The following is a 21573-nucleotide window of genomic DNA, read 5'->3' as shown; positions in this document are numbered from 1 at the left end:
GAGCTTGCATGACAGCTCAGTCATACTTTCTAAGTCACGGACTGAGCAGCTTCAAGTTTTAATTCAAATGTTGTTTCAGAATTTGCTGGGCGGCCTGTTCAACTTGTTCGACCACGGCTTTAAGTTCATCAAAATGTTTCAGCACGTCTTGAACAAAGTTTTCGTCGGCCTTGCGACGTTCTTTGCGCAGGGTTGAAACGAACTGTTCAAATCTGCCCGTGACTTTCTGTAAAGTTGGTGCGCCGACATAGCGGGTTGCACCATATAAACGATGCAAGACATGTTCCAGTTGCGGGAAATCTTCCAGCTCAATTAACTGCTGCATTTCAGTGAGTTCATCGGCAAAACTGTCGACCAGCATGCGCAACAGGTCTACTGCCAGATCTTCCTTATTGGCTGCCAGTTGCAGGCTTTGCTGCCAGTCCAGAATATTCGGATCCAGTGCATCAATCACATGGGCGCGTTCCAGCACTGGAAGCCGTTTAAAATGTTCGGTGGTCCAGTGGGTCAGAATCTGCACAATCTGCTCGATCTGGATCGGCTTGGTGACATAATCATCCATGCCATTTTGCAGCAGCTTATGTTTTTCATCTGACAGCGCATGTGCAGTCAGGGCAATAATCGGCAGTCGGTTATGGTTTTCAAAGGTCGATTCCAGTGAGCGAATCGCACGTGTGGTATCAATTCCCGACATCACCGGCATCTGAATATCCATAAAGACCAGATCAAAAGCTGGCTGTTTCTGCTCATAACGGCGCTGGATGATATCAATCGCTTCCTGTCCGCTCAGGGCTTTGCTGGTGGTGACATTCAGTTCAGCGAGTAATGCTTCCAGAACAATCAGGTTGGGCAAATGATCATCGACGGCCAGAATATGCAGACCCTGACCATTAAAGTCTTCATGCTGTTCCTGATCGAAGACCGGTTGATTGCCCAGCAGCTGAATCAAGGCACTGCGGCTGAGTGGCTGATGCAGAGCACGGGCACGATGGTCGTTCAGCATGCTTGGATCGAGTTGCATCTGATAACCATATACGGCCAAATGACCCTGATAACGCGAGCGGATCTCGCGTAACAGGACTTCGCTGTCGCCACTATGATCGACGATGAGCCAGGTGTTTTCAGAGTTCTGTAGATGATTCAGGCGGCTAAACAGATCCAGAATCGATGCGCATTCAATATGCTTGACCTGATAATTTTCCAGATAATGACGCAAGACGTTCGCGGTTGCCGGATGGGCCAGATAAGACACCACCGTCAATTCATTGAAATCTGGATGTTCAATTACAGTATCTTCATCGACCAGGAACTGCGCAGTAAACCAGAAGGTCGAGCCTTTTTCGGTTGGGGCACGTTCCTGATTATCTTCAAAACCAATCTGGCCATGCATCAGGCTGACCAGCTGTTTGGAAATGGCCAGCCCCAGTCCTGTACCGCCAAACTGACGGGTGACCGAGGTATCGCCCTGTGAGAAAGACTCGAATAATTTTTTACGATCGGTACCACTCAGGCCAATGCCGCTGTCCTGTACACTAAAATGCAAGACACATCGATCGATCCCCTCATGTTCCATACGTGCCCGCACGATGATTTCGCCATCCGGCGTGAATTTGATCGCATTGGAAATCAGGTTGGTCAGAATCTGCTTAAAGCGTAGCGCATCGCCAATCACATGTTTCGGTACGCTATCTGCGTAGTAGAAGGCCATATCAATATGTTTTTGTGCCGCCAGGGGTGAGAGCATGTCCATCACATCAAAAATGGCTTCTTCCAGATCGAAAGCTGCGGTTTCCAGTTCCAGTTTGCCGGCATCAATTTTGGAAAAATCCAGCACATCATTAATCAGCGCCAGTAAATGTGCGGAAGATTTACGAATGGTCTGCAAATATAGACTTTGCTCATTGCTGAGATTGCCCTGACGCAAGAGCAGATGAATAAAGCCATCAATACTGTTGAGTGGGGTACGCAGTTCATGGGAAATATTGGCCAGAAACACCGACTTGGCCTGGTTGGCTGAAATCGCCTGGTCACGTGCCTGACGGTAAGTAATATTCTGTACTTCGAGCGTATCTAAAGTACGACGTAAATCATCTTCAGTCTGTTCAGTATGTTCGCGCAGTTCCAGAAAACTAAAATGCAGACGTTTTACCACATTGGCAATATCCCGTTGCAGTAAACGCAGCTCTCCGGTGCTGTTAATCACCATATGCTGGCCGAGGGTATCGGCATTCAGGCGTTGCAACTGCATGCGAATTTCATACATCGGTGCAATCCAGCGCCGTGAGTAAAAGTTCAGACAGAGTAATAACAATAATAAGGTTAATAGCCCCGTTGCAATCAATACGATCAATACCCGGTAGCGGGCAATGGCGAGCGGCTGATTATCCAGTTCAATTGCCAGCCAGCCTTTAGAGAAACTGTTTTCATTCACTTTAATGGCATAAATATGATTATCTTTATGCAGAATCGGGCCAATAAAGTTACCGCTTTTATCAAAATCGGGCCAAGCGGCCTGTTCCTGAAAGCCGATACCTAAACGATTCTTGCCACTGTCATCCAGAATGGCTGCCCGAACCAGATGTTTTTCATTGAGCATATTCTGCATGGCATTGTGGGCCTGATCATATTGCCAGGGATACAGGCTTAAAATATCCAGTGCATACTCAGACGTGCCTTGAAAACGCGTCATAATGGCAATTGCCATCTGCTTTTGCTGGGCACGTGCGGCATTCGAGGTTTCAGTCAACACCAGCATCGCGCCAACACAGGCCAAAATAGTAATCGGCACAAAAATCAGCGCAATCAACTGTCCATAGGCGTGATTTAAGTGTAGGCGTTTAAACAGCTTTTTATTGATCGTTGACATGATTTAAGCAGTATTTTCTTTATGTCTGGCATATTAGCATGCTTTAAATCGACAGTTAAAATTTAAGCATTATTTTTATAAGGGTTCAGATCAACCTCTAAAAATACAAGAGATTTCAGTTAAATGATTGCTGAAATACAGTGAAAAGCGGGCGATGAAGACTTCAGTCGTCTGAAAATCCGGGGCTGAAAATAACGCTTTTATATTCACAGCTGAGCTGCTTGATCTTGCTAAATCACAGGGAAATGAAGTTTATAGCGGGATACTGAGTCCGTTTTAGAGAGTTTCCTGAAAAAGCAGTGCTAAATGGATGCAGGGAAAAGCATTTTTTCATACAATAGCCGCACCTCGATATAGGTGCACACAATGAGTAATACCACCCCCGATTTTCAAGCAGATGAATTTTTGTTAGACCACTATGTCGGCAAAACGCCACTGGTGCGTTTACAGCGTCTGGTAAGTCACACTCAAGCTACAGTACTCGCGAAACTCGAAGGCAATAATCCGGCAGGATCGGTCAAAGACCGTCCGGCCTATAATATGATCATGCAGGCCGAGAAGCGTGGACAGATCAAGCCGGGTGATACCCTGATTGAAGCAACGAGCGGAAATACGGGGATTGCATTGGCGATGGTCGCAGCGATGCGTGGCTATAAAATGAAGCTGATCATGCCGAACAATATGAGTCAGGAACGTAAGGATGCGATGCGTGCTTATGGTGCCGAGCTGATTGAAGTCACCAAAGAACAAGGCATGGAAGGTGCACGTGATCTGGCCGCTCAAATGCAAAATGATGGCGTGGGTCTGGTACTGAACCAGTTTGGTAATCCGGATAATGTCGAAGCACATTATCTGACTACAGGTCCTGAAATCTGGCAGCAAACCGGTGGCAAGATTACCCACTTTGTCAGTTCTATGGGTACAACCGGCACTATTATGGGTGTCTCGAAATATCTGAAGGAAATGAATCCAGAGATTCAGATCGTGGGTTTACAGCCATCTGATGGTTCAAGCATTGCCGGAATCCGTCGCTGGCCGGAAGAATATCTGCCGACTATTTTTGACCGCAGTCGCGTGGATCGTATTATTGATATTCCACAAATTGAAGCTGAAAAAACCATGCGCAAGCTGGCGCAGAAAGAAGGCATCAGTGCTGGTACTTCATCTGGTGGTGCAGTGTGGGCTTCCATCAAGCTGGCGGAAGAACATCCGGATGCCGTCATTGTGTGTATTATTTGTGACCGTGGTGACCGTTACTTGTCTACAGGGTTATTCTCTGTGCAAGATTCTGAATAATTATTTGAGCACTGTGTTATGCGCCTGCCTGTTTTAACTTTCGATATTGAAACCCAAACCGATCTCAAATCAGGCGCGCATTTATTTGGTCTGGACCTGCCTGAAGCAGATCTGGATCAGGCCTTGACCAAACTGCGCCGTCAGGATTCAGGCTCTGATTTTCAGCGTCCGCCCTTGCATGAAATTGTCTGTATTTCCGGTTTATGGATCGATGAGCAGGGCATGAAGCTGTTTTCCTTTAGCCGGGAACAGCATTCTGAAGCGGAAATTTTAAGAAAATTCTTATCGATTTTTGATAAGCGTCATCCGACGCTGGTCAGCTGGAATGGTTCACAGTTTGATTTACCGGTGATTTTATACCGTGCCATGTATCATGGACTCTCTGCACCGAGTCTATTCGATCAGGGCGAAATTGACACGCAAAAGCGTTATAATAACTACCAGAATCGTTACCATCATCGTCATGTCGACTTAATGGATGTGATGGCCATGTTCCATGCGCGTCATTTCCAGAAGCTGGACGATGTTGCACATTTGCTGGGTTATCCGGGTAAACGCGGTGACGGGGCCTATCGGGTTCCTGAATATGTCCGCAATCAGCAATGGACCGAACTGACCTCTTATTGTGAAGGCGATGTGCTGAATACCTGGCTGGTCTATATCCGCTGGCTGTTGTTAAAAGGACAGCTGTTATTGCCGGATTATCAGCATTTGCTGCACAGTACGATTCAATATTTGCATACCCAACCGCAGCATGCGGACTTTTTATCGGTTTGGCGTGAAACGTCACAAAGAACTGACTTTACCCGTTTTGATTTTCCAACTCCCACATCCTAGGTTTTCATGAAGCATCGAGCACACACACGTCCTACCCAGCAACCCGAGTACATTTTTCAGGTTGAGTCACTTTCGCATGAGGGACGTGGCATCGCTCATTATGGTTCACACCCGGATCATCCACCGCATAAACACGGCAAGAAAGTCTTTATCCGTTATGCCTTGCCCGGTGAAACCGTGCGTGCTCGCATTACCCGTGAAGTTAAAAAACTGGAAGAAGCTGACAGTCTTGAATTACTCAGCGAAGCTTCCGAAATTCGCGTCAAGCCGATCTGTGCACATTTTGGGGTCTGTGGCGGCTGTAATATGCAGCATATCGCAGCCGATGCACAGATTGAACTAAAACAGAATGTGCTGAAATCGCATTTACAGCATTTTGCTGGCATCCAGCCTGTGCAGTGGCTTGCACCGCTACGTTCCGAGCGTGAAGATTATCGCCGTAAAGCCCGGATCGGAGTGCGTTATCTGCCGGCTAAAGACACATTGGTGGTAGGTTTTCGTGAGAATCAAAGCAATAAATTAACCTCGATTGATCGCTGCATGATTCTGGATCGTGAATTTGGATCGCTTACAAGCCTTAAACAATTGCTGCAAAGTCTCAATGGCAAGGCTGACATTGGTCATATAGAATTGGCCATGGGGGATCAGGATATTGCCTTACTGGTGCGTGAAACTGCAAAATTATCAGTGGCTGATGTCAACCAATTGCGCGAATTTACGTTACAGAAAGGCTGGCAACTGTATGTGCAGCCTGCCGGCAAAGATACACTCTCGCGAATTGATGCTCCAGATGCCGCGGCGCGCTTGCACTATAGTCTTGATGACTTTGATGTGAAATTCGGTTTTAATCCTGTGGACTTCACTCAGGTGAATTCGACTATCAATCCGCAAATGGTAGCGCTGGCATGTAATTTGCTACAGTTGCAACAGGGTGAGCGGGTTCTGGATCTATTTTGTGGATTAGGAAATTTTTCTCTAGCACTGGCACGCTGTGTAGGCACATCCGGTCAGGTGATTGCGGTGGAAGGGAGTGAAGAAATGGTGCAACGCGGTGCGGAAAATGCCAAAAATAATGGTATTGCCCAAGTTGCTTTTTATTCACAAGATTTAACCAAAGATTTCTCGCACCAGACTTGGGCAAATCAAGGTTTTGATGCATTATTGATTGACCCGCCACGTGCTGGCGCAGAAGAAGTTATGCATTATCTTCCTCAGTTTGGCGCAAAAAGAATCGTTTATGTGTCATGTAATCCTGCGACACTCGCAAGAGATGCAGGGCTCTTGGTACAACAGGGTTATCGCCTCACTCAAGCCGGAGTGATGGATATGTTCACGCATACTGGGCATGTTGAATCGATTGCATTGTTCGAAAAAGAAAATTAAATGAACGATTGAAGAAATGATGTATTTACAAGTAGGAGAAGGGTATGGTCACAGTACGTGAGCAACTCCCTGGACGACTCAATGAGTTGTCACAGGAGACGACTGTAGAACATGCCGAACAAGCACACCACGATCTGACTGAGTGGTTGGATCGGGTTCGTGGCATATTAGATGGGGCACCTTTACAGCAGCTCGAAGAAGTCGCCCACTTAACATTAGAAAGAGAGCTGCAAAGTACGGTTCAGCATCGTTCCAATACCTTTTATACCGGTATTGAGATGGCGGATATTTTGGCACATCTGCATGTCGATGAAGATACCCTGTCCGCGGCCATGCTCTATCGTTCGGTGCGTGAAGGCGTCATGCCACTGACTGAAGTGTTAGAGAAGTTTGGCGAGCAAGTGCATAGCCTGGTCAAGGGCACGCTGGCCATGGGTAAACTGTCTGAACTGATCGAAAAAAATAAACGTCTGGAAGACCATTTCGACAATAATCAGCGTGAACATCTGTCCGGCATTTATAAAATGCTGATTTCAGTGACTGAAGATGTGCGTGTGGTTCTGGTGAAGTTGGCAGAGCGTACCTATGCCTTGCGTGAGCTGACCAATTCCTCGCGTGAGCGTCAGGAACGGGTTGCCCGAGAAATTCTGACGATCTACTCACCACTGGCGCACCGTTTAGGCATCGCCCAGTTAAAGTGGGAACTGGAAGACCTGGCCTTCCGTTATCTTGCGCCAGAACGTTATAAAGAAATTGCTTCTTTACTGAATGAAAAACGTTTAGAGCGAGAGCAATATATTCAATTCGTGATTGATAAATTACGCAATGAATTATCTGAATATGGCATCGAAGCTGAAATTAACGGACGCGTAAAACACATTTATTCGATTTATCGAAAAATGAAAAGCAAGAGCCTGAGTTTTGACCAGCTCTATGATATTCGTGCCTTAAGGGTATTGGTCAAGAGCGTACCGGAGTGTTACCACAGTTTAGGGATTGTACATCAGATCTGGCGACATATTCCGCATCAGTTTGATGACTATATCACCAATCCAAAAGCCAATGGCTATCGTTCCCTGCATACGGCTGTAATTGCCGAGAACAAATCACTTGAAGTGCAGATTCGTACTTACAGCATGCATGAAGAAGCAGAGCTGGGGGTGTGTTCGCACTTTAATTATAAAGAAGGCTCGAAAACCACCGATCATTCTTTTAACCATCGTTTGCATTCCTTACGCGCAGTTCTCGAGCATTATCAGGAACGCAATGAGTCCAGTGCACATAAAGAAGCAGAAGATGAAATCGAAAACTTCGAACATATTCAAGACTTCGAAGGCTTCGAAAAAATTTATGTGTTTAGTCGTGATGGTGATATCAAAGAGTTGCCGCGTGATTCAACTGTGCTCGACTTTGCTTATCATGTGCATACCGAAGTTGGTAACAAATGCTATGCCGCGCGTGTCAATCAGCGCTATGTGCCACTGACCTACACCCTGAAAACCGGTGAACAGGTTGAGATTCTGACCAAAAAAGACCGGGAACCTAATCGGGACTGGTTGGTTAATTCGCTAGGTTATATCAAAACGGCCCGAGCGAGAGACAAGCTGCGTCACTGGTTCCGTCAGCAGGATCGCAGCAAGAACCTGGAAGTTGGCCGTGAAGTACTGAACAAAGAATTGTCACGTCTGGCAATTCACCCGAAATCGATTGATCTGAGTGATTATTGCAACCACTTCAATGTCAAAACCGGTGATGACATTCTGGTGAATCTGGTCAATGGTGATATCAGCCTGCATGCCCTGATTAATCAGGTGAACCGTCACATGCATCTGGATCAGGACGAACCTGAACTGGTGCTGAAACCTGCCTTGAATCCGCGTGCCAGTCATACACTGTCAGCGCACGGGATTCTGATCGACGGTCTGGATAACGTGGAACTGCATGTCGCGCAATGTTGCCAACCGGTGCATGGTGAGTCGATCGCTGGCTATATCACTCTGAATCGTGGAGTGAGCATTCATAAGGTCGCTTGTCCGGACTATGTTCGCATGATCACTCAAGAGCCTGAACGTGCTGTAGAAGCTGATTGGGAAATGCAGCCGACTCGCGGTCAGAGCGTACAGATTGTAGTGGAAGCTTATGATCGACGCGGCTTGCTGAAGGATCTGACTCAAGTCATTTTCTCGGATCAGATCAATATCCGTCAGGTGAATACCATTTCGGAAGCGGACGGGATTGCCAATATGAAGCTGCTGATTGAAGTCAAAGGTCTGGCACAACTTTCCAAACTGCTGGCCCGTCTTGAGCAGCAACCGGGAATTATCAGTGCACGCCGTCTGGTACAGGGCACTTAATTCCCGTTATGTAAGTTTAAAAAGCCTGCAATTTAATTGTGGGCTTTTTTATTGTAAGGTATTTGAATCACATGCATAAAAAATAGACCAGAAACCCAAGATGAGTGCGACCGAAATATTTGAACGTAGACGGAATAATCTGGCCAAGGTGATTGATCTGCTGATCGAGACCCAGCAATTTAAAACCGGCAAAGAGATCTGTGAACATTTTGGCTTATCTGCTTCATATATTGCGCAATTGCTGAATAGCAAACGCCAGATCGGGGAGAAGGCGGCAAGGGAACTGGAACAGCAGCTTGGCTTAGCCCGTTTAATTCTGGATCAGACGGTCGAGCCGAAGATTGAACTTGCTACAGCTATAGAACAGGTCGCTTTGTTTCAGATGCAGGTGGTACAGCAGCAGGCCTTTAAACTCAATCCCATAGATTCTACGGTTTCGTTCAATCCGGATATTTTTCATCTGCAAGCACAGCATTATGCGATTCAGGTGGCAGAGCGCTATTATTTTCCCAGTCTGAAACCGGACTGGTGGCTGGTTTGTGATAAAGAGTTGCCAGTTTTTGGGATGTGCTGTGTGTATCTGGCCAACGGCTTGCAGCTCATTTTAGAAGAGTTGGGCGAAGCTCAGGATGTTTATGAATTTCGAAGTCTGGATGAAAATCGGAAAGTCATTTTCCAAAAAACAGATATTGAAAAAATCCATCCAGTGATTGCGATTCTGCCGGCTACTTCAACATTCAAACAGCAGAAATAATTCAGCCCATCCTAGGACGGGCTGAACGATGAAAATGAAATATCAGATTAGGGAATCTGGTTTTCGTCTTCAAATTCTGGCTTGACTTGTACGATAAAGTCCTGACGGTTTAAACCACGCCAAAGTGCAAATCCAGTCCCGATATAGATTGAAGAGTAGGTACCGACAAAAACGCCGACAAACATCGCAATCGAGAACCATTTCAGGCCATCACCACCCATGAGCATCATTGCAACAACAACCAGCAATAGCGTCATAGAGGTATGAATGGTACGGCGTAAGGTTTCGGTCAGGGCAATGTTAATCACTTCAAGCGGTTCTGCACCCCGAATCTTACGGAAGTTCTCACGGATACGGTCAGAGACCACGATATTATCGTTCAGTGAGAAACCAATGATCGCAAGGAGTGCCGCAAGTACCGTCAGGTCAAATGGCCACTGCGTCATGGCAAAAATCCCGAGGGTCACCACGATGTCATGGAATAGCGACAGTACTGCACCGATCGCCAGTTTGAGCTCAAAGCGGATGGTGACATAGACCAGCATCAGCAAGAGTGCCAGTGCCACCGCGCCACCAGAGCGGACATACAGCTCATTACCCACCTGTCCGCCGACTACATCAAGCTTCGGTACCTCTGCCGCATTATTTGGCAGCTGAACCGCTGCTGTGACCGCTTTAGTCAGGTCTTCAGCTTCAATGTCTTCCTGAACGGGCATACGTACCATCAGGTCGCGTTCTGAACCTAAAGTCTGCACCACGGCATCGTTGAAGCCAGCCTGGCTCAGTGCCTTGGAAACATCCTCCGGTTTGACCGGATTGGTATAGTTCAGCTCGGCTGCCACACCACCGGTAAAGTCCAGACCCAGGTTCAGACCTTTAGTGGCAATAAAGAACAGACTCGCAACCGTTAAGAAGATAGACAACAATGCCGCAGGCAAAGCAATCTTCATAAACGGAATGACGCGTTCGTCTTCAGGGCGACCATACTGTTTCTGATTCAGTTGAGTATTTTCAGTCATCATCGATCTCCTTAAATGCTCAACTTTTTCAAGTTACGTTTTTTGCCATAAATGATCTGTACCACGGCACGGGTTACTGTAATGGCAGTAAACATCGAGCAGACGATACCAATCATCAGGGTCACGGCAAAGCCTTTGATCGGACCTGTACCAATCGCGAACAGAATGAATGCAACCAGGAAGGTGGTGAGGTTCGAGTCAAAAATGGTGTTATAGGCTCGATCATAACCCGCCACGATCGCCTGTTTCGGCGAGGCACCCCATTTCATCTCTTCCCGTATTCGTTCACAGATCAGTACGTTGGCATCGACCGCCATACCGATGGTAATCACGATACCGGCAATACCAGGAAGGGTCAGAGAAGCACCAATCCATGACATGACGGTAAGAAGCATGGCCAGGTTAAAGACCAGAGCAAAGTTGGCAATCACACCAAACAGACGGAAGAATACCACCATCCAGATCGCCACCAGAATGAAGCCGATTTGCGTTGAAAGTACCCCTTTGTCGATGTTTTCCTGACCCAGACTTGGACCAATCACACGTTCTTCGACAAAGTACATTGGTGCAGCCAAAGCACCTGCACGTAGCATCAAGGCAAGTTCAGCAGCTTCCTGCGGAGAATCCAGACCAGTAATACGGAACTGAGAGCCGAGTACCGCCTGAATAGTTGCAGCATTAATCACGACAGATTCAGTATATGGGGTACGAACTTCAGTTTGAGTACCGGTCGCAGGGTCTTCCACATAGCTAATGCGCTGTTTGTTCTCGATGAACAGTACCGCCATACGTTTGCCAACCGCATTACGGGTCGCATCCGACATCAGTTTGCCGCCTGCGCTGTCTAGCGTAATGTTGACTTCAGCACCGCCGGTGTCCTGACTAAAGCCAGAAGATGCATTCTGAACACGTTCACCAGTCAAGATCCGGTTGCGGTTCAAAAGCAGCTGACGACCACTGTCCAGGGATTCATAAGCGAATACTTCTGTACCTGGTGGCAATGTGCCAGTCGCCTGACCGGTATATGGATCAATATATTGATCATTCAGGTCAGAAACCAGACGAAACTCAAGGTTTGCGGTACGACCCAAGACACGTTTTGCTTCTGCAGTATCCTGTACACCCGGCAATTCAACCACAATACGGTTGCTGCCCTGGGTTTGCACCAGTGCTTCTGCCACACCTAACTCGTTAATACGGTTACGTAACGTGGTCAAGTTCTGGTTGACTGCATAAGACTCGATTTCTTGCTTACGTACATCAGTATAAGTCAAACGTAAAGTCGAACCGGTATCAGTCGCAACAGCCTGCTGGGTAAACTCATTGCCATTACGGCGCAAGAAGTCCATCGCTGCAGCACGATCATCATTGCTGGCAAACTGCACCACAATGGTGTTGCTGCTTAAGTTCAGGCTATTAAATTTCAGGTTGTTATCACGCAACTGACGACGTAGGTCTGTCGCAGAGGTTTCCATGCGCTGCGCAATCGCTTTGTCCATGTCCACTTCGAGTAAGAAGTGAACACCGCCACGTAAATCCAGACCCAGCTTCATTGGCTTGGCACCAATTTTTTGCAGCCATTCCGGCGTGGTCGGGGCAAGGTTCAATGCAACCACGTAATCATCACCTAATCCGCGACGTAAAGCTTCTTTGGCTTTAAGTTGCAATTCACTTGAATCTACACGTAATAAGGCAGCATTGTTGCTAAAGCTATTGTCATGGGTGGCAATATTTTCAGTTGTTAAAATTTGCTCTGCTTTTTGTACGATGCTTGCATCAATTTGAGTACCGGCTTTGGCACCCGAAATCTGTACAGCAGGTTCATCTGGATACAAACTTGGCAGGGCATATAAGGTACTGATGACTAGTACAACTAGAATCAGTACATATTTCCATGCTGGGTAACGCATTTATTTTCTTCTTAAAATGAAAAAGTCGTGCAAGGGCACGACTATTTTTGATTAAAGGTTATTTAAAGTGCCTTCAGGAAGGACTGAAATCACACTCGCACGCTGAACTTTAACTTCTACGCCACGGTTCAATTCAACCACTGCGAAGTCACCTTCAATCTTGGTGATTTTGCCCATTAATCCGCCTGCAAAAACGACTTCACTGCCAACACCAAGGCTTTCAACCAAAGCACGATGTTCTTTGGCACGTTTAGATTGAGGGCGCCAGATCAAAAAATAGAAGATTGCAATAAAAACCGCAATCATCAAAAGGTTCGCCATCATGCTGGGTTGTTGTGCAGCTTCACCTGCAGCGTGAGCAGTCGAAATAAAAAGGCTCATTACATTTTCCTAAAATAAAAAAACTGGTGATCAACTTGATAATAAATTGACATATTCTTGCAATTTACATTGTCTTTTTCCTCAGCGCAAATGCTGATGGATTAATCTTGCGGGCAAGGGGGTACTTCCAGGCCACGACGGGCATAAAAGTCCTGCACAAACGCATCAAATGTACCGTTGTCCAAGGCATCACGCATGGATTCAGTCAAGCGCAGGTAATAACGCAAGTTATGAATGGTACCGAGCATCGAACCGAGCATTTCCCCACATTTTTCGAGGTGGAATAAATAAGCACGAGTGAAGTTGGTACAGGTATAGCAATCGCAATGTGGATCAAGCGGGCTTTGATCGTGACGATATTTCGCATTACGGATCCGTACCAGACCATCTGTGACAAAATAATGACCATTACGTGCATTTCGGGTTGGCATCACGCAGTCAAACATATCGACACCACGGCGCACCGCTTCCACAATATCTTCAGGTTTGCCGACACCCATCAAATAGCGCGGTTTATCTGCCGGCATTTGTTCTGGAAGATAATCCAGTACCTTGATCATTTCCTCTTTAGGCTCGCCAACGGACAGACCGCCAATCGCGTAACCATCAAAGTCAATATCCAGCAGGCCTTTTAACGATTCTTCACGTAAGTCTTCATACATGCCACCCTGAATAATCCCAAACAGTGCATTACGGTTTTTCAGAACCTCATGATGTTGGGTTTTACAGCGCTTCGCCCAGCGCAAAGACAGTTGCAAGGATTTTTGCGCTTCTTCATGCGTCGCAGGGTAGGGCGTACATTCATCAAAAATCATCACAATGTCAGAGTTCAGCGTGTGCTGAATGTCCATTGAAATTTCAGGCGATAAAAATACTTTTGAACCATCGATGGGTGAGCGGAAGGTGACACCTTCTTCTTTAATTTTACGCATTGCGCCCAGACTGAACACCTGGAAGCCGCCGGAATCGGTCAAAATGGGATTATTCCACTTCATAAATTCGTGCAGGCCACCATGTTCACGAATCACATCGAGTCCTGGACGTAAATACAAATGGAAGGTATTGCCCAAAATGACTTGAGACTTGATCTCTTTAATATCACGCGGCAACAGGCCTTTCACCGTACCGTAAGTGCCGACAGGCATAAACATCGGGGTTTCAACCACACCATGTTCAAGCGTTAAACGACCACGACGGGCGCGACCCGACTGACCTAATTTTTCAAACTTCATAGGAGTTCCACATCCAGGCGAAAAAACAGTTCGCTGCTAGTTCATAGCTAAAGGGCGCTATTTTCCTTGATTCTTACGCTAAACGCCAGCATTGTAGAGCATTCGCTCTGTAATTTTATTTATCGTTGAATAAATGCAAGATCAGGTGAAATAGTCGAATTTGCAGAAAACTGTTGCAAGCGCTGCTGGATATCTTCCCGGCTAAGAGCACAGCTGCCATCCGGCTCAGAGGCCATGGCAGCGATATGCTGGATCAGTTTCTGGATATAGATATTGCTGTCGATAAAGTAGGATTCCAAGGTCAGCAAATAGGCATCGTGCGCCACTTGCAGATAATCATAAGGCTCCATCACCAGCATTTGTTCCAGATCAATCAGAATGTCCTTGTCATTTTGCGAGAGTTTTAATCGCTTGCTGATTTCAGAAAAAGGCTGGGCATGTCGGGAGACTAAAAAGTTTTGCAATAAGGCGCTTTCTGGGTTGATTTCCAGTGCAGATCGGCGCTCAAATTCGACTTGGTTTGGCAGGCTCAGGAAAAAAATTATATTGCCCAGATCCAGACCATAGGCTTCGGAGAGGCGATATTTGGCCTGTTTGAACGTTTGCAGTAATAAGTCCAGATGTGTTGTGTGGAGCTGTTGCTGTCCCAATAGCGGATGACCAAAACTATGCTGGGTTTTAAAATAATCGGCCAGCAAAGTTTTGAACGGGATCAGTCCGGAGTCGGGCGCAGCTTGTGCCCGATAACGCCATTTTGCGACATTCCAGCGATCTTGTTTAGCCAGATATTGCCGCTGATCTTCCGGATCTTTAAAAATACTGCACTCAGTCGAAATAGCCAGATCATCCAGCAGTAAAAATTCGTCAAAGACCAGACTACAGGCATAGATTCCATCGTCCTGATAATGGTCATAAAGCGGATAAAATTCTTCCACCAGCGTCTGCTCTAAGCGCTCTACATAATTCAGCATAATTTTTATTCTTTATTTTATTGGTTTTATAAAGGTGTAGCTTCATCCTGGGTCATTTTATTATAAGTTGAGTACGCCAGGATGAGAAAGTCGATCAGATGAGATAGTTGCTCAGTGAAAATTTGGACGATAGTCAAAACTCTGGGTTGCGCTCTGATCGCGAAAAGGGCGAACTGCTTTTTTTCCTAACAGCATATTATTAATCACATTGTGTGGGAAAATCTGGATCTGGTTATTGAACAGTTCCACATTGCGATTATAAATGGTAATTGCCGCACCGACATTTTCATTCTGTTCTTCAATTTCAGCCATCATTTTCAGATAAATGTCATTGGCTTTTAGCTCGGGATAGTTTTCAACCACTACATTGAGGCTATGCATGAGTTGTTTGTTCAGGCTTTCAATGCGCTGTAACTGAGAAATGTCGGCATCGTTGATATTTAAATTCATGATGTTCTGACGCAGTTCGGTGACTTTTTCCAGTGTGCCTTTTTCAAAAGAAGAATATTGCTCGACCAGCGGCTGCAGTCCATCCAGAATTTTCAGTTTCTGCCGTTCATAACTGGCAACATCCGACCAGGCGCGAATCGTCGCGTTGTGATGACGGACAATACTGTTGCGGATCATAATGATCAGCACAATCAGCGCAATAATGATCAAACATAAAACCAAAAATCCCATGCGAGATATCCCCAATTCATATTTATATTCTGAAAATATTGATTTAAAAAAAAGCAGTTATTTTAAAAACTGCACAAGATCATGTTGTAACTGTTCGAGTTGTCTTAATTTAAACGTTCTGAGATGGCCGCGCAATGTCGAAATATCATTGATATGACGATGCTTGCTCGATACCTGAAATAAATCATGAGGCCCCAGATAGCAGAGCATCCGATTTTCCGGATGAAACAGTAAATCCCCCTGACGCTGTGCAAAAAAATCGGCCAGACGCAGTACAAAACCCGGACTGAGTAATTTGGCGGTTTGCATCGGATCACTGCCATAAAAGCTTAAGCGTTGATTGGTACGAATATCGCTACTATGCCAGGGATGGCTATAAGGATAATAAAATTTACGTCGAGAAGTCGTGACCGCCAGTCCCTGAATCTGGATATCAAATACAAATACGCCCCACAGGTCTTTGTGAACCTGCATTAATTTGACCGGCTGCCCTTGCTTGTTGCGAACCTGTACTTCATCAATATAATGATATTGAAACAGCAGCACTTGATGTTGCTGGCCGTTTTCATCTTCCCATACCGTGCTGGCATAACGTGTAATCTCATTACTCAAAGAACCTTGATTGAATAAGGGGAATAAACGTTTTAAATGTCCAATAAAATGCAGGGGATTTAAAGGAATTGAAATATGCTGTGGCTGTTGCTGAAAGGCAAGCTGATATTTTTTGGCCAGTGCTACATCTTCCAGAAAACCAATAACTTCATCTAGTGGTTGTTGCTGCTCATAGCAAAGATAGGCCCAGAACAGCAGCAGGCCGCCCAGAAAAACGCCACTTTGAATCCAGATATTTTCCGGTGCAATAAAAATGCTGACGATGAGCAACAAACCAATACCAGCCAGCGCCAATGGCAGATTATTTTCAAATTTTAGCGTTATCGGGCCATTCCAGGGATGCAATCCGTCAAGCAGGTCTTGATGACTCTTGGCTTGACGGCCCAAATCCCACAGCCGGGCGATATTCTGAAACACCACTGCATTTTTCTTGCGGCGAATATGAATGGACTGTTGTACAGACTCGATCGGCATGGGCAGCTATTCTCGCTATTGTGCCTGATCAATCAGCATGGCATCGCCATAACTGAAGAAGCGATAGTGGCTGTCTACTGCATGCTTGTAAGCATTCAGAATGTTGTCACGATTGGATAGGGCAGAAACCAGCATCAGCAGGGTCGATTCCGGTAAATGGAAATTGGTAATCAGACGATCGACCACTTTGAACTGATAACCCGGATAAATGAAAATCTGGGTATCACCGGTCCAGCCTTTCAGCTCACCGCCATTGGCCTGCGCCGCACTTTCTGTGGCACGGGTAGCCGTTGTACCAACGGCAATGACTTTATTGCCACGCGCTTTAGTTGTTTTGATGAGTTCCATCGACTCATCGGACACCTGGCACCATTCGCTGTGCATGATGTGATTTTCAATATCGGTAGTGCGGACTGGTAAGAATGTACCTGCGCCCACATGTAGTGTGACAAAGGTGGTTTGAATTCCTTTGGCTGCTAACTTTTTCAATAAGTCTTCATCGAAATGCAGAGAAGCCGTAGGTGCTGCGACACTGGCCAGCTTGGTTGGATCATTAAACACAGTTTGATAACGTTCGGTATCAATTTCTTCTGCTTCACGGTTGAAATAGGGCGGAATAGGGAGGGCGCCATATTTGTCTAAGATATCTAAAATCGGCTGTGAAAATTCCACAATAAACAGGTTTTCATGACGACCTTGCACGGTCACTTTTACTGCATCTGGGCCAATAAACAGTTCTGCACCGGCTTTCGGTGAGTTGCTGGCCTTAATATGACAATGTGCAATAAACTGATCCATCATGCGCTCAACCAGTACTTCTACCGCGCCGCCTGAGGCACGTTTGCCTTTTAGACGTGCTTTCATGACTTTGGTGTCGTTCAATACCAGTAAGTCGCCGTCTTCAAGTAAGTCCAGAATATCGGTAAATTGATGGTCGTGATATTGACCTTGGGCATCGAGGTGCAGCAGGCGAGAGGCACTGCGTGTTTCCAGAGGATAGCGAGCAATCAGCTCATCGGGGAGATCAAAATTAAAATCAGAAAGTTGCATGATGATTTACGCTAAAAAAACTGCGGCTAGTATAAACTTTTTTCTTTTTTATGGCGGGAATTGCTCGATTTTAAAACGAAAAAATGCCATTTGTTTTAAAAATAAACAAATGTAAATATTCTGCGTTGACAGTGCCGAGAAATCGCGTATTATACCTTTCATCCACTCCCGAGGTGGTGAAATTGGTAGACGCGGCGGACTCAAAATCCGCTGTCAGAGATGACGTGTCGGTTCGAGTCCGACCCTCGGGACCAAAATTCTAGAAAACCCCAAGCACATTCAGTCTTGGGGTTTTTTATTGTCTGTATATTTAAAAGTATTTATTTTCATCATTTCTTAAAATGGTTTTTGACTGAATTTGAGTGGTTTTGTCAGTAAGATGATGATTTATATCTATAGCGAAAAATAGATTAATTGAATAACTTTGATACATCAATCAGACATAAAAAACCGGCGCCTAGACGCCGGTTTTTCTACATCACTGACTGAGTCAGTTCTGCAAAAGCTTAGATCGTAGCAAGTGCTGCATTCAAAGTAGCACTTGGACGCATCACTGCATTTACTTTCTCTTGATCAACAGCGTAGTAACCACCGATGTCTACTGATTTGCCTTGAACTTCAGCAAGCTCAGTAACGATTTTTTCTTCATTTTCAGCTAAAGTTTTTGCAAGTGGTGCAAATTTCGCTTTCAATTCAGCATTTTCGTCTTGAGCAGCAAGTTCTTCAGCCCAGAACTTCGCCAGGTAGAAATGGCTACCACGGTTGTCGAGTTCGCCAGTACGACGAGAAGGTGACTTGTCGTTATCTAGCAATTTGCCAGTTGCACGGTCTAAAGTTTTAGCAAGTAACTTGATGTTGTCATTGCCTTCTTTAATACCCATTTCTTCTAGAGAAACTGCAAGCGCCATGAATTCACCGAGTGAATCCCAGCGTAAGTGGTTTTCTTCAACTAACTGCTGTACGTGTTTAGGCGCAGAACCGCCTGCACCTGTTTCATACATGCCGCCACCCGCCATTAACGGCACGATTGACAACATTTTCGCAGATGTACCCAATTCCATGATCGGGAACAAGTCAGTCAGGTAGTCACGCAGGATGTTACCTGTTACAGAAATGGTATCTAGACCGCGCGCAACACGTTCAAGCGTATAACGCATTGCACGTACTTGTGACATGATCTGGATATCAAGACCGGCAGTGTCGTGATCTTTCAGGTATTTTTCAACTTTCTTGATCAGTTCATTTTCGTGTGGACGGTACGGGTCAAGCCAGAAGATTGCCGGCATGCCGGAGTTACGCGCGCGAGTTACCGCAAGTTTCACCCAGTCGCGGATCGGTGCGTCTTTCACCTGACACATACGCCAGATATCGCCTTCTTCCACGTTTTGTGACATCAACACTTCGCCAGTTTCAAGATCAACGATGTTAGCAATACCCGCTTCAGAGATCTCGAAAGTTTTGTCGTGTGAACCGTATTCTTCCGCTTTTTGTGCCATCAAACCAACGTTCGGTACTGTACCCATTGTACGTGGATCAAAATTGCCATTCCACTTACAGAAGTTGATCATTTCCTGGTAAATACGTGCGAATGTTGATTCAGGCATGACGGCTTTACAGTCATAAGGTTTGCCATCAGCGCCCCACATTTTACCGCCACCACGGATCATTGCAGGCATAGAAGCATCTACAATCACGTCGTTTGGTGAATGGAAGTTCGTGATGCCTTTGGCAGAATCAACCATCGCAAGCGCAGGACGGTGTTCTTGGCAAGCATGTAGATCTGCAATGATTTCTTCACGTACAGAGGTTGGTAGAGTTTCGATCTTTTCATAAAGACCAGCCATACCGTTGTTTACGTTCACGCCAAGCTCATCAAATAACTTGCCGTGTTTTTCAAATGCGTCTTTGTAGTAAATTCTCACACAGTGACCGAATACGATCGGGTGTGAAACTTTCATCATGGTTGCTTTCACGTGAAGTGAGAACAAGATGCCAGCTTCTTTACAATCATCTAATTCTTTTTCATAGAAATCGCAAAGCGCTTTTTTGCTCATGAACATTGAATCAATGATTTCGCCATCTTGAAGCGCAACTTTTGGCTTAAGAACGATGGTTTCACCAGACTTGGTGATCAATTCCATTTTCACATTACGTGCACGGTCTAAAGTCATCGACTTTTCGCCATGGTAGAAGTCGCCTTCGTCCATGTGTGAAACGTGAGTTTGAGACCACTGTTTCCACTCGCTCATAGAGTGCGGGTGTTTTTTCACATAGTTTTTAACGGCAGCAGGTGCACGACGGTCTGAGTTACCTTCACGTAGTACCGGGTTTACTGCTGAACCAAGACATTTGCTATAACGTGCCTTGATTGCTTTTTCTTCTTCAGTGGCCGGGTTTTCAGGATAGTCAGGAAGGGCATAGCCTTTAGACTGGAGTTCCTTGATACACGCTGTTAGCTGGCCAACAGAAGCACTGATATTTGGGAGTTTGATAATGTTCGTGTCTGGATCTTGTGTAAGACGACCTAGCTCAGCTAGAGTGTCAGGCACCTTTTGCTCTTCGCTTAGGTAATCTGTAAATTCAGAGAGCACGCGCACAGCTACAGAGATGTCACTTTTGACGATCTCAACGCCAGCTGGCTTAGTAAAGGTCTCAATGATCGGCAGCAGAGAATAAGTCGCCAGTAATGGCGCCTCGTCGGTCAGTGTGTAAATGATAGTTGACTTTCCACCAGCCATATATAGCCCCTTGCGTTGGATTGAGTTTCTGAGGACCGAACTTTTGGTCCAGCCTCATTGAACCGATTTGCTTAAATAAAAACATTGAGAGTATCGTCTTTCAGCGCATTTCAGTCAACGAAATATGCTTTTAGATTGAAATTTGGGCGAAAATTTGTACAGATTTGTATGGTTTAGCTGTGTTTGTATTTTGTACAAAAAAATAATTTTCGGCGCTTAGAAATCATTGTGGTGCTGGAAGGAAATTTTATGCTACCAGATTGTATTCACTGAAGATGAGTTTTTGAGCATTGGGCGGGATCGTGATGATCTCGAAATACAAATAAATGTTGAGTAAGCAGATACTATTTCGGGACAATTTCTTAGGGTCAATTGAGGAAATTTGTCTTGACGAATCATCACCTCAATATCATGGAATTACTTTGCGATATACTTCTAAGCATTGATCAAATCATTCTTAAAATTGCAGCGAAATAAGGAAATCGAATGCCCAGTTTATTTATTGTGATGCTTGGTGGCCGTCATGCCCGTGCCAATACAGAAGTTCATGATGTGGTACTGGCAGTAGGCGAAACTCTGGAAGAAACCTATCCTCAACTGAAAAATGCCTGGTTTGCCGAGCAAAAAGGGCTGCATATTGATGCTTGGGCGCAAATTAATGGACTGGAGTTCGAGGGCAAAAATTATCACGTTCAATTTAGCGATGCTGCCCCGAATCAGGCTGCCGAAAAGCTTTGGCTGATTAATTTAGGTGGTTATGATGCACGTGAATTTGGTGAGCTGCACCGTTATGTGCTGGTGGTGGCACAGAATGCCATGGTGGCAAAACAGCGCGGTAAAGCTTATTTCGCCAAGCACTGGCAAAAACAGCATACTGACCGGGTGCTGGATGTCGATGATTGCATTGCGATTGATCAGGTGTATGGCCGATATGTACAGCTGGTGGAGGGACATTTTAGTGCGAATCGCTGGGAAAATACCTATCTTACGATTTAAAACTGAAGCATAGGGCTAT

The 21573-nt window shown here is 45.6% G+C and carries 16 protein-coding genes and 1 tRNA gene; 7 read left to right on the top strand and 10 right to left on the bottom strand.

Features of this window, described 5'->3' with window-relative positions:
* Nucleotides 1–58 precede the first annotated feature (58 nt).
* Nucleotides 59–2866, bottom strand: a complete 2808-nt coding sequence (locus tag FTV48_RS05700) for an ATP-binding protein (RefSeq protein ID WP_179999649.1) — start codon at nt 2864–2866, stop codon at nt 59–61.
* Nucleotides 2867–3232: 366 nt separating this feature from the next.
* On the opposite strand from FTV48_RS05700, the gene cysM reads away from it, so the two are divergent.
* From cysM to FTV48_RS05675, 5 genes are all read left to right on the top strand, one after another.
* Entirely contained in the window at nt 3233–4162 is a 930-nt protein-coding gene (cysM, locus tag FTV48_RS05695) for a cysteine synthase CysM (RefSeq protein ID WP_005098086.1), read from the top strand.
* Nucleotides 4163–4180: 18 nt separating this feature from the next.
* Nucleotides 4181–4999 carry a 3'-5' exonuclease gene (locus FTV48_RS05690; RefSeq protein ID WP_005098085.1) on the top strand — a complete coding sequence of 273 codons (819 nt, stop codon included), beginning with the start codon at nt 4181–4183 and terminating at the stop codon, nt 4997–4999.
* 6 nt (nt 5000–5005) lie between these two features.
* A complete protein-coding gene (gene rlmD, locus FTV48_RS05685; protein WP_005098083.1) occupies nt 5006–6382 on the top strand; it encodes a 23S rRNA (uracil(1939)-C(5))-methyltransferase RlmD in 1377 nt (458 codons plus the stop codon).
* A 44-nt stretch (nt 6383–6426) separates the two neighbouring features.
* Nucleotides 6427–8736, top strand: coding sequence for a bifunctional (p)ppGpp synthetase/guanosine-3',5'-bis(diphosphate) 3'-pyrophosphohydrolase (locus FTV48_RS05680; RefSeq protein ID WP_005098082.1), 2310 nt, complete (start codon nt 6427–6429; stop codon nt 8734–8736).
* Between the two features lie 100 nt (nt 8737–8836).
* Nucleotides 8837–9490 (top strand): hypothetical protein, encoded by a 654-nt coding sequence (locus FTV48_RS05675; protein WP_179999647.1) that lies wholly within the window; start codon nt 8837–8839, stop codon nt 9488–9490.
* Nucleotides 9491–9537: 47 nt separating this feature from the next.
* On the opposite strand, the gene secF is transcribed toward FTV48_RS05675, so the two are convergent.
* The 8 genes from secF to queA all read right to left on the bottom strand — a co-directional run bounded on the left by secF (nt 9538) and on the right by queA (nt 17820).
* Nucleotides 9538–10512: a protein translocase subunit SecF gene (secF, locus tag FTV48_RS05670; protein ID WP_171255744.1), complete on the bottom strand. Its 975-nt coding sequence runs from the start codon at nt 10510–10512 to the stop codon at nt 9538–9540.
* Nucleotides 10513–10520: 8 nt separating this feature from the next.
* The gene (gene secD, locus FTV48_RS05665; RefSeq protein WP_005168609.1) at nt 10521–12419 is read right to left on the bottom strand and encodes a protein translocase subunit SecD; all 1899 of its coding nucleotides are present in this window, start codon (nt 12417–12419) and stop codon (nt 10521–10523) included.
* 51 nt (nt 12420–12470) lie between these two features.
* Entirely contained in the window at nt 12471–12800 is a 330-nt protein-coding gene (gene yajC / locus FTV48_RS05660; RefSeq protein ID WP_005098077.1) for a preprotein translocase subunit YajC, read from the bottom strand.
* A gap of 101 nt (nt 12801–12901) precedes the next feature.
* The gene (gene tgt, locus FTV48_RS05655; protein ID WP_005098076.1) at nt 12902–14032 is read right to left on the bottom strand and encodes a tRNA guanosine(34) transglycosylase Tgt; all 1131 of its coding nucleotides are present in this window, start codon (nt 14030–14032) and stop codon (nt 12902–12904) included.
* A gap of 119 nt (nt 14033–14151) precedes the next feature.
* Nucleotides 14152–15003 carry a DUF4303 domain-containing protein gene (locus tag FTV48_RS05650; protein WP_179999645.1) on the bottom strand — a complete coding sequence of 284 codons (852 nt, stop codon included), beginning with the start codon at nt 15001–15003 and terminating at the stop codon, nt 14152–14154.
* Nucleotides 15004–15114: 111 nt separating this feature from the next.
* On the bottom strand, nt 15115–15684 hold the full coding sequence (locus FTV48_RS05645; RefSeq protein ID WP_005098074.1) for a LemA family protein: 570 nt from the start codon (nt 15682–15684) through the stop codon (nt 15115–15117).
* Nucleotides 15685–15741: 57 nt separating this feature from the next.
* The gene (locus FTV48_RS05640) at nt 15742–16770 is read right to left on the bottom strand and encodes a hypothetical protein (RefSeq protein ID WP_179999643.1); all 1029 of its coding nucleotides are present in this window, start codon (nt 16768–16770) and stop codon (nt 15742–15744) included.
* 15 nt (nt 16771–16785) lie between these two features.
* Nucleotides 16786–17820 (bottom strand): tRNA preQ1(34) S-adenosylmethionine ribosyltransferase-isomerase QueA, encoded by a 1035-nt coding sequence (gene queA, locus FTV48_RS05635; protein WP_179999641.1) that lies wholly within the window; start codon nt 17818–17820, stop codon nt 16786–16788.
* A gap of 167 nt (nt 17821–17987) precedes the next feature.
* Here queA and FTV48_RS05630 point away from each other — a divergent pair.
* A tRNA-Leu gene (locus FTV48_RS05630) sits at nt 17988–18074 on the top strand.
* 252 nt (nt 18075–18326) lie between these two features.
* On the opposite strand, the gene FTV48_RS05625 is transcribed toward FTV48_RS05630, so the two are convergent.
* Nucleotides 18327–20558 (bottom strand): NADP-dependent isocitrate dehydrogenase, encoded by a 2232-nt coding sequence (locus FTV48_RS05625; RefSeq protein WP_005168597.1) that lies wholly within the window; start codon nt 20556–20558, stop codon nt 18327–18329.
* A gap of 486 nt (nt 20559–21044) precedes the next feature.
* Here FTV48_RS05625 and FTV48_RS05620 point away from each other — a divergent pair, with 486 nt between their 5' ends.
* Complete coding sequence (locus tag FTV48_RS05620) at nt 21045–21554, top strand: DUF1543 domain-containing protein (RefSeq protein WP_005098068.1); 510 nt, start codon at nt 21045–21047, stop codon at nt 21552–21554.
* Nucleotides 21555–21573: the final 19 nt, after the last annotated feature.

The organism is Acinetobacter sp. YH18001 (assembly GCF_013416975.1).
Classification (GTDB): Bacteria; Pseudomonadota; Gammaproteobacteria; order Pseudomonadales; family Moraxellaceae; genus Acinetobacter; species Acinetobacter pseudolwoffii.
This window is presented reverse-complemented; position numbering and strand designations above follow the sequence as displayed.

Bases quoted from the DNA above. Each gene is read 5' to 3' on its own strand.
- rlmD (WP_005098083.1), top strand. From the start codon at position 5,006: ATGAAGCATCGAGCACACACACGTCCTACCCAGCAACCCGAGTACATT.
- FTV48_RS05680 (WP_005098082.1), top strand. From the start codon at position 6,427: ATGGTCACAGTACGTGAGCAACTCCCTGGACGACTCAATGAGTTGTCA.
- FTV48_RS05650 (WP_179999645.1), bottom strand. From the start codon at position 15,003: ATGCTGAATTATGTAGAGCGCTTAGAGCAGACGCTGGTGGAAGAATTT.
- FTV48_RS05700 (WP_179999649.1), bottom strand. From the start codon at position 2,866: ATGTCAACGATCAATAAAAAGCTGTTTAAACGCCTACACTTAAATCAC.
- tgt (WP_005098076.1), bottom strand. From the start codon at position 14,032: ATGAAGTTTGAAAAATTAGGTCAGTCGGGTCGCGCCCGTCGTGGTCGT.
- cysM (WP_005098086.1), top strand. From the start codon at position 3,233: ATGAGTAATACCACCCCCGATTTTCAAGCAGATGAATTTTTGTTAGAC.
- FTV48_RS05690 (WP_005098085.1), top strand. From the start codon at position 4,181: ATGCGCCTGCCTGTTTTAACTTTCGATATTGAAACCCAAACCGATCTC.
- queA (WP_179999641.1), bottom strand. From the start codon at position 17,820: ATGCAACTTTCTGATTTTAATTTTGATCTCCCCGATGAGCTGATTGCT.
- FTV48_RS05620 (WP_005098068.1), top strand. From the start codon at position 21,045: ATGCCCAGTTTATTTATTGTGATGCTTGGTGGCCGTCATGCCCGTGCC.
- FTV48_RS05675 (WP_179999647.1), top strand. From the start codon at position 8,837: ATGAGTGCGACCGAAATATTTGAACGTAGACGGAATAATCTGGCCAAG.
- secF (WP_171255744.1), bottom strand. From the start codon at position 10,512: ATGATGACTGAAAATACTCAACTGAATCAGAAACAGTATGGTCGCCCT.
- yajC (WP_005098077.1), bottom strand. From the start codon at position 12,800: ATGAGCCTTTTTATTTCGACTGCTCACGCTGCAGGTGAAGCTGCACAA.
- FTV48_RS05645 (WP_005098074.1), bottom strand. From the start codon at position 15,684: ATGGGATTTTTGGTTTTATGTTTGATCATTATTGCGCTGATTGTGCTG.
- FTV48_RS05625 (WP_005168597.1), bottom strand. From the start codon at position 20,558: ATGGCTGGTGGAAAGTCAACTATCATTTACACACTGACCGACGAGGCG.
- FTV48_RS05640 (WP_179999643.1), bottom strand. From the start codon at position 16,770: ATGCCGATCGAGTCTGTACAACAGTCCATTCATATTCGCCGCAAGAAA.
- secD (WP_005168609.1), bottom strand. From the start codon at position 12,419: ATGCGTTACCCAGCATGGAAATATGTACTGATTCTAGTTGTACTAGTC.